The sequence below is a fragment of the Streptomyces sp. NPDC054840 genome (assembly GCF_053611065.1).
Genome location: NZ_JBSGZP010000314.1, coordinates 1 through 8,188, shown reverse-complemented (window position 1 = coordinate 8,188; position 8,188 = coordinate 1). Strand labels below are relative to the sequence as shown.

The 8,188-nt window shown below is 73.4% G+C and carries 8 protein-coding genes; all 8 read left to right on the top strand.

The window, feature by feature from the left end; all coding sequences use genetic code 11:
• The coding region (locus ACWGIU_RS21780; RefSeq protein WP_453708191.1) for an ROK family transcriptional regulator at window positions 1–983 on the top strand (983 nt) is incomplete at its 5' end.
• A 482-nt stretch (window positions 984–1,465) separates the two neighbouring features.
• Window positions 1,466–2,209, top strand: coding sequence for a hypothetical protein (locus tag ACWGIU_RS21775; RefSeq protein WP_453708189.1), 744 nt, complete (start codon window positions 1,466–1,468; stop codon window positions 2,207–2,209).
• Window positions 2,210–2,348: 139 nt separating this feature from the next.
• Window positions 2,349–3,113, top strand: a complete 765-nt coding sequence (locus tag ACWGIU_RS21770; protein ID WP_453708187.1) for a GntR family transcriptional regulator — start codon at window positions 2,349–2,351, stop codon at window positions 3,111–3,113.
• A gap of 148 nt (window positions 3,114–3,261) precedes the next feature.
• A complete protein-coding gene (locus tag ACWGIU_RS21765; protein ID WP_453708185.1) occupies window positions 3,262–4,389 on the top strand; it encodes a TIGR03364 family FAD-dependent oxidoreductase in 1,128 nt (375 codons plus the stop codon).
• 5 nt (window positions 4,390–4,394) lie between these two features.
• A complete protein-coding gene (locus ACWGIU_RS21760) occupies window positions 4,395–5,207 on the top strand; it encodes a phosphonatase-like hydrolase (RefSeq protein ID WP_453708183.1) in 813 nt (270 codons plus the stop codon).
• The gene (locus ACWGIU_RS21755; RefSeq protein ID WP_453708181.1) at window positions 5,204–6,256 is read left to right on the top strand and encodes an ABC transporter ATP-binding protein; all 1,053 of its coding nucleotides are present in this window, start codon (window positions 5,204–5,206) and stop codon (window positions 6,254–6,256) included. Before ACWGIU_RS21760 ends, ACWGIU_RS21755 begins: the two co-directional genes overlap by 4 nt.
• A gap of 175 nt (window positions 6,257–6,431) precedes the next feature.
• Entirely contained in the window at window positions 6,432–7,310 is an 879-nt protein-coding gene (locus ACWGIU_RS21750; RefSeq protein ID WP_453708179.1) for a 2-aminoethylphosphonate ABC transporter permease subunit, read from the top strand.
• Window positions 7,297–8,094, top strand: a complete 798-nt coding sequence (locus ACWGIU_RS21745) for an ABC transporter permease (protein ID WP_453708177.1) — start codon at window positions 7,297–7,299, stop codon at window positions 8,092–8,094. The genes ACWGIU_RS21750 and ACWGIU_RS21745 overlap by 14 nt, the downstream gene beginning before the upstream one ends.
• Window positions 8,095–8,188 lie beyond the last annotated feature (94 nt).

Sequence of the window (8,188 nt, the reverse complement as noted above, 5' to 3'; positions counted from 1 at the left end):
GCGCAGAACTCGCGGCCCAGGCGGGACTGACTCCTCAGGCCGTCAGCAAGATCACGGCCCGGCTCGGCGCGGACGGGCTGATCGCGGAGGCCGGGCGCGCCGCGTCCACCGGCGGCAAGCCGCGCACCCTGCTGCGGCTGGTGCCGGAGGCGCGGCACGCGGTCGGGGCGCACTTGGACCGCGACGAGCTCCGGGTGGTCCGGGTGGACCTGGCGGGCCGCGTCGTCACCGAGAGCCGTGGTCCGCTGGACTTCGCGGTCGGCCCGGACGCGGTGATGGAGGCCGTCGTACGGGCGGTCGCGCAGGTCCGCGAACCGGCCGGGCCGCCGCTGCTGGGCGTGGGGGTGGCCGCGCCGGGGCCGCTCGACCACCGTTCCGGAGTGATGGGCCGGGTGACCGGGTTCCCGGAGTGGGAGGGCTTCCGGCTGCGGGAGCTGCTGGAGGGGCGGCTGGGGGTGCCGGTGCTGGTGGACAAGGACACGAACGCGGGCGTGGCCGCCGAGGGGTCCGGACGGTCCGGGGGGTCCGGGCCCGGGACTTCCGTGTACCTGCATGTGGCGACCGGGCTGGGTGCGGGACTGTGGCTGGGCGGTGGGATCTACCGGGGTGCGCGCTCGGCGGCGGGGGAGTTCGGGCATCAGGTGATCAGCCTGGACGGCCCGCCGTGTCCCTGCGGGGCGCGGGGATGTACGGAGGTGCTCTGCCTGAGGGCGGTGGCTCAGGGCGATCTCGCCGAGGCGGCGCGAATCCTGGGGGTGGGAGCGTCCAACCTGGTCGCGCTGCTGGACGTGGACCGGGTGCTGCTCGGCGGGCGGGTGGTGACGGCGGCGCCGGGGGTCTTCCTGAGCGGCGTCCGGGAGGTGCTGGCGGAACGGGCGGCGGTGCCGGCCGCCATGCCGGTGGTTGCTCTCGCGCGGGTGGGGGTGGCCGAGGGGGCGGCGGAGCTGGCGCTCGGGCCGACGTTCGGGCGGCGGGCGGGGTGAGTGGCGGGTGCGGTGCCGGGTGCGGGGTGCGGCGTGCCGGTGCGGGGTGCGGGGTTCGGTGCCGGCCCCAACGTGCGCTGCCGGGTGCGGCGCCGTTGCCGGGGGCGCTGCCCCCGAACCCACGCGCCTCAAACGCCGGCGGGGCTGGAAGGGCGCCTCAGCCGCCCGGGCTGGAAAGGCGCCTCGAACGCCGCCCGGGCTGGAAGGACGCTCCAAACCCGGCGGGGCTGGAGGGGCGCCTCAAACGCCGGCGGGGCTGGAGGGGCGCCTCAAACGCCAGCCCGGCTGGAAGAGGTCGCGGGGCTGGGTGGGCTTAGGGAGTGGGACGGGCTTGACCCCGTGCGTCATTCGGGCGTAAACCGGAACGACTCAGGCGTGGCTCCCGAGGAGGGGTCGCGCGGGGGTGGCAAGGTGCGGGCAGGCCGGGGTGATTGTCACCTCGTCCGATCATCGTCCCGTCCGGCGAGCAGCGAAGGTCTTCCATGCGACTGCGCAAAGCCCTTGCCCTCACCGCCGCCCTCTCCGCCGCCCTGGTCACCACCACCGCATCCACCGCCGGAGCCGACATCGGTGCCGGCGGCGGACGCCCCGCCCCCGTGTTGCCCTCGCGCGCGCAGGCCACCTGCGGCGACGGGAAGAGCACCGCCTTCCCCATCGGGGCGCGGATCCGCGGCGGTCCGGCCGTGTACCGCACCGGTGCCGGTCCGCAGACCTGGTACCTGGACCTGACCAACACCACCGACTCCGAGTGCACGGCCATCCACCCGATCGTCGTCTTCACGGACAAGGCCCGCACCCTGCGCCCCGCTCACCTGCACATGGAGTTCGACGCCCCGGGCGGCACCTTCCCCGTCAGCCTGGAGCACAGCGACCGCGACGAGATCATCGCCATCTTCGACGGTGGGGACGCCTTCCCCGGTTTCACCGTCGGCCCCGGTGGCTCCATGACCGTCAGGGTGGGCCTCTCCTTCGCCGCCGACGCGCCCGTCGGGGAGGTCGTCGCCGACGCCGCCCTCGTCCAGCGCAAGGGGGACGACGGCGACTGGATCGGTGAGGCGGGCGGCTACCGCTTCTCCGTCGAGCGGCCGGAGGATCCCGTCGAGGCGGGCTCCCTCGCCCACACCGGCCCGCGCGAGTGGGCGTACGGCACGGGCGCCGTGGCCGCGCTCGCCACCGGCGGCGGGCTGCTGCTGGGGGCCCGTAGGCTGCGCCGTTCCCCACGCTGAACCGCCGGTGCGGGGCCCCGCCGTTCCCCACGCCGAACCGCCGGTGCGCGGGCCCCGCCGTTCCGCACGCTGAACCGCCGGTGCAGTGCCCGCGCCTCCGTCACCTCGCCGCGCCGACCGGCCCGCATAGAGTCCCCCCGTGGAAGAACAGACTCAGCGGCACCGCCCCGGCTCACCCGTGCGTTCCGGCATTCCCGAACACGGCCGCATCCCCAAGTACTACGCCGTCAAGGCCCGGCTCGCCGAGCTCCTCGACGAGCTCGGCGAGGGCGGCACGCTGCCCACCGAGCGTGATCTCGCCGAGCGGTACGAGGTGTCCCGCGAGACCGTCCGCCAGGCCCTGCGCGAACTGCTGCTGGAAGGCCGGCTGCGCCGCTCCGGCCGCGGGACCGTCGTCGCCGGCCCCAAGCTGGAGCAGCCGCTCTCCCTCGCCAGTTACACCGAGGGCGTACGCCGCCAGGGCCGCCGTCCGGGTCGTCATCTCATCGGCCTGGAGCAGTTCCGCTGCCCGACCGACGTTGCTCCCGGCATCGGAGCCGAGCCCGGCGAGCCCGTCTGGCACCTGGAGCGGGTCCTGCTGGCCGATGACGAGCGCGTCGGCTTGGAGAGTACGTACATCCGGGTGGCCCGGGCGCCTCGCCTGGACAGCGATTTCCAGCCGGACTCCTCCTTCTACGGGTACCTCCGCGACAGCCTCGGCATCTCCTTCGGTGAGGCCGACGAGAAGCTGGAGACGGTGCTGGCGACCCCCCGTGAAGCCCTGCTGATCGGCACCCCGCCCGCACTCCCCATGCTGTTGATCCACCGCTTCTCGCGGGACCGGGACGGCCGGCCGCTGGAGCGGGTGCGTTCGCTCTACCGTGGTGATCGGTTCAGCTTCACGACCCGCCTAAGCGCCGATTAGCCCCCGCGTAATCGCCGCGAACCAGCTAGAAAGGGACGCATTCACATCACAAAAAAATAACGGGTCTAGGCCAAGTGTTGAGGGCTGTTCACCGGGGCGTCGCCGGACGGATCCTCCCGGGCCACGGGCCGGCACCACCGTTGGCGGCGTGAGAGTCATAGTCGTCGGAGGCGGCGTGGTCGGCACCATGCACGCCTGGCAAGCAGTCGAACGCGGCCACGAGGTCGTCCAGATCGAGCGAGAGGCGGAGGCCCGCGGCGCGTCCCTGCGTAATTTCGGCCAGATCTGGGTCAGCGGACGGGCCGGGGGAGAGGAGCTCGACACCGCCCTGCGGGCCCGCGAGCTCTGGGAGCGCATCGGCGCGGAGGTGCCCGGCCTGGGCTTCCGGGCCAACGGCTCCCTCACCCCCGTCCGCACCCCCCGCGAACTCGCGGTCGCCGAGGCGGCCCTGGCCCGCCCGGACGCCGCCGCCCGCGGCTACAAGCTGCTCACCGCGGCCGAGGCGCGGGAGATCAACCCGGCCCTGCGCGGCGCGTTCGAGGCCGCGCTGTGGTGCGAACGGGACGCGGCCGTCGAGCCGCGCACCGCGCAGCTCCACCTCCGCGAGGCCCTGCGTACCCGAGCCGCCGGCCGCTACACCTTCCTCCCCGGCCGCGAGGTCCGCGAGGTCGTCGGTCACGGCGCCGTCCGCGACGACCACGGGGACGTCCACCGCGGTGCCGCCGTCGTCCTCGCCACCGGCGCCTGGCTGTCCGGCCTGGTCCGCGAACTGGCCCCCGACCTGCCCGTACGCCGCGTCCGCCTCCAGATGATGCAGACCGACCCGCTCGGCGAGCCCCTGACGACCTCGGTCGCGGACGCCGACAGCTTCCGCTACTACCCCGCCTACGAGTCCCCCGCACTCGACGCCCTCAACGCCGGGCAGGAGCAGGCGCCGATCGCCGCCGAGCACAAGATGCAACTGCTGATGGTCCAGCGCCGGGACGGCGGACTGACCATCGGCGACACCCACGAGTATGCGCACCCCTTCGCCTTCGACACCCTCGAAGATCCTTACGAGCACGTCGCCGCCGTGGCCGAGTCCTTCCTCGGCCGCCCCCTGCCGAGGATTCGACACCGCTGGGCAGGTGTGTACGCGCAGTGCACCGACACCACCCGCGTCGTCCACCGCCGGCTGGTGGCCGACGGCGTCTGGCTGGTGACCGGACCCGGCGGGCGCGGCATGACCTGCTCGCCCGCCATAGCCGAGACCACCGCGAACGAACTGGGCTGGTAAGTCAGATGAGCAACGGCAACGGCAACGGCAAGACCAACAGCAACAGCAACGGCATGAGCAACGGCAGTAGCAATGGCAGTGGCAACAGCAGCAGCAGCAACAGCGACAGCGACGTCGCGAACGGGACCGACCACAGCCGCCGCAAGCTGGTCGTCCTCGACATGGCCGGCACCACCGTCGCGGACGGCGGCCTCGTAGAGCGCGCCTTCGAGCAGGCCGCCGAGCGCCTCGGTGTCGAAGCCGGCACCCCGGACCACGCCGAGAAGCTCCAGTACGTCCTCGACACCATGGGCGAGTCCAAGATCTCGGTCTTCCGCCACCTCTTCGGTACGGAGGAACTCGCCCGCCGCGCCAACTCCGCCTTCGAGGAGGCCTACGGCGCCCTCGTCGACGGCGGCCTCGTCACTCCGCTGCCCGGCGCCCGCGCCGCGATCGAGCAGCTCCGCGCCGACGGCCGCACCGTCGTCCTGACCACCGGCTTCGCCCGGGTCACCCAGGACGCCATCCTCGACGCCCTCGGCTGGCAGGACCTCGCCGATCTCAGCCTCTGCCCCGCCGACACGGGGGGTCGCGGCCGCCCGTACCCCGACCTGGTGCTGACCGCTTTCCTGCGCACCGGCGCCGTGGACGACGTGAGCGACGTCGTGGTCGCGGGCGACACCGCCTACGACATGCTCAGCGGCCGCCGCGCCGGAGCCGGGACCGTGGCGGGCGTCCTCACAGGCGCCCACGACCGCGCGGCGCTCACGCGGCACGGCGCGACCCACGTCCTGGCCTCCGTCACCGAACTCCCCGCCCTCCTCCTGGAGTCGCCGTGAGCGGTATCCGCTTCGACGGCGTCAGCGTCGCCTACGGCGGCAACACCGTCCTGGACTCCCTCGACCTGACCGTCGAACCGGGCGAGGTGCTGGCTCTGCTCGGCCCCTCCGGCTCGGGCAAGACCACGGCCCTGCGCGCCGTCGCCGGCTTCGTACGGCCCGTCGCGGGACGCGTGCTGATCGGCGGCCGGGACGTCACCGCGCTCCCGCCGCACAAGCGCGGCATCGGCATGGTCGTCCAGCAGTACGCGCTCTTCCCGCACATGCGGGTCGAGGACAACGTCGCCTTCGGCCTCAAAGCCCGGAAGACCGCGAAAGCCGAGATCCCGGGGCGCGTCGCCGAGGCGCTGGAGATGACCGGCATGGCGGCGTACGCCGAGCGCTACCCCCGCGAGCTCTCCGGCGGGCAGCAGCAGCGTGTGGCCATCGCCCGCGCCCTGGCCATCCGGCCCGGGGTGCTCCTGCTCGACGAGCCGCTGTCCGCCCTCGACGCGCAGCTGCGCTCCGGAATGCTCGCCGAACTGGCCCGTCTGCACCGGGAACTTCCCGGCGTATCGATTCTGTACGTCACCCACGACCAGGTGGAGGCGCTCACGCTGGCCGACCGGATCGCCGTCATGGACAAGGCCCGGCTGCAGGACTGCGGGACCCCGCAGGAGCTGTACCGGGCCCCGCGCACCGAGTTCACCGCCTCGTTCGTCGGCAACGCGAACCTGCTGCCGGTGACGGTGGCCGAGCACGGAGCGGTCTTCGAGGGCCGGACCCTGGCCCTCGACCGCGGCCGCGCGGTGCCGGGCGCGACGGCCACCCTGTGCGTACGGCCGCACCTGCTCGGCCTCGGGACCGGCCCCAACGCGCTGAGCGGCACCATCACCGAGGTCCAGTGGCGCGGCTCGACGCACCGGCTGTACGTGGATGTCGCCGGCCACCGCGTGAAGGCGGACCTCCCCGAGCTGCGGGAGACTCCGGCGCTGGGGGACCGGGTCACGCTGCACTTCGAGCCGCGGGACGCGGTGCTGTTGGGGGCGGGGGTGTCGTCCCGTGCCTGACGCCTCGCGGCGGGCCGCGCCCCCTGTGAGTCGGGGCTCCGCCCCGGGCCCCGCGCCTCAAGCGCCGGCGGGGCTGGGTGGTGCGGGCTCCGTCCCCGACCCCGCGTTTCAAGCGCCGGCGGGGCTGAACGATCCGCGCTCCGCCCCGCGCCCCGCGCCTCAGGCGCCGGCGGGGGTGAAAGGTCGGGGCTCCGCCCCCGCCTCCGGGCGTCCGGCGCCGGCGCGGCCGCATGTACGGATGCCGCGCGGCTTGTGGGCGTTGCCGCCCGTCGTCGTGCTCGGGTTGGTGTTCCTGTATCCGCTCGGACTGGTCGTCCAGCAGTCGTTCAGCCCCGAGGACGGCGGTGGCGCCCTCCACGCGTACGCCTCCGTCTTCGCCTCGCAGAGCTTCCGCGAGGCCCTCGGGACCACTGTCTGGCTGGCCGTCGGCGCGACCGTCGGCTGCCTCGTACTCGGTTTCGTGCTCGCGCTGATCATCGCCTTCGTGCCCTTCCCCGGGGCCCGCGCCGTCGCCAAGTTCATCGATGTCTTTCTCTCCTTCCCCTCCTTCCTCATCACCCTCGCCCTCCTCTTCGTCTACGGAACGGTCGGCATGGCCAACGGCCTCGTCACCGACCTCACCGGAGCCGCCGAGGGACCCTTCCACTTCCTCACCACCCCCTGGGGCGTCCTGCTCGCGGAGATCACGTACTTCACGCCCTTCGTGATGCGCCCGCTGCTCGCCGCCTTCTCCCAGCTGGACACCGCCCAGCTGGAGGTCGCCGCCGGCCTCGGCGCCCGGCCCGCCCGGATCGTCCGGCAGGTGATCCTGCCCGAGGCCCTCCCCGCCCTCGCCGCAGGCGGCAGCCTCGTCCTCGTCATGTGCCTGAACGAGTTCGGGATCGTCCTGTTCACCGGCGCCAAGGACGTCACGACCCTCCCGATGCTCGTCTACGGCAAGGCCATCCTCGAATCCGACTACGCGGCCGCCTGCGTGGTCGCCGTCGTCAACATCGCGATATCCGTCGGCCTGTTCGGCCTCTACCGGGTGGTGGGCAAGCGTGCTGCTGCATAGCAAGAGCGGCCGCCGGGCCGCCTGGGGCCTGTTCGGCCTCCTCTTCCTGCCGCTGTTCGCCCTGCCCCTGCTCGTCGTGGTCGCGGCCTCCTTCGCCACCCACTGGTCCGGGGCCCTCCCCTCCGGACCGACCACCGGGAACTACGCGGCCGCCGTGCGCGGGGAATCCCTCCAGGCCCTGACCACCAGCCTGGTCACCGCCCTCGCGGCCAGCCTCCTCGCGCTCGTCGTCGGCACCTGGGCCGCGCTGGCCGCGGCCACCCTGCGCACGCGCACGAAGCGGGTCCTGGACGCGCTGTTCATGCTGCCCGTCGCCGTGCCGTCCGTGGTCGTCGGCCTCGCCGTGCTCGTCGCCTTCAGCCGGCCGCCGGTCCTGCTCAACGGCACCGGCTCGATCGTCATCCTGGCGCACACCATCCTCGTCACGGCGTTCGCCCACCAGTCGGTTTCGGCGGCGATCGTACGGCTCGATCCCGCGTACGAGCAGGCGGCGGCCTCCCTGGGGGCCCGTCCCGCGTACGTGCTGTGGCGGGTCCGACTTCCCCTCCTGCTGCCCTCCCTCACGGCCGCGGCCGGTCTCTGCTTCGCCCTGTCCATGGGCGAGCTGAGCGCCACGATGATGCTCTATCCGCCGGACTGGGTGCCCCTCCCGGTCCGCGTCTTCACCGCCACCGACCGCGGTTCGCTCTACGGCGGCTCCGCCGTCGCCGTGCTCCTGATGGCCACCACCCTGCTGGTTCTCCTGGCCGTCTCCCGCGTACGCACCAGAGCCTCGTACCGCTGAACCACGTACTCCCACCCCCCACCCCCGCCGACTCCTTTCCCCACGTCCCCTAAGGAAGTTCCATGACCGGCAAGAGACTCCTCCGTGCCGCCAC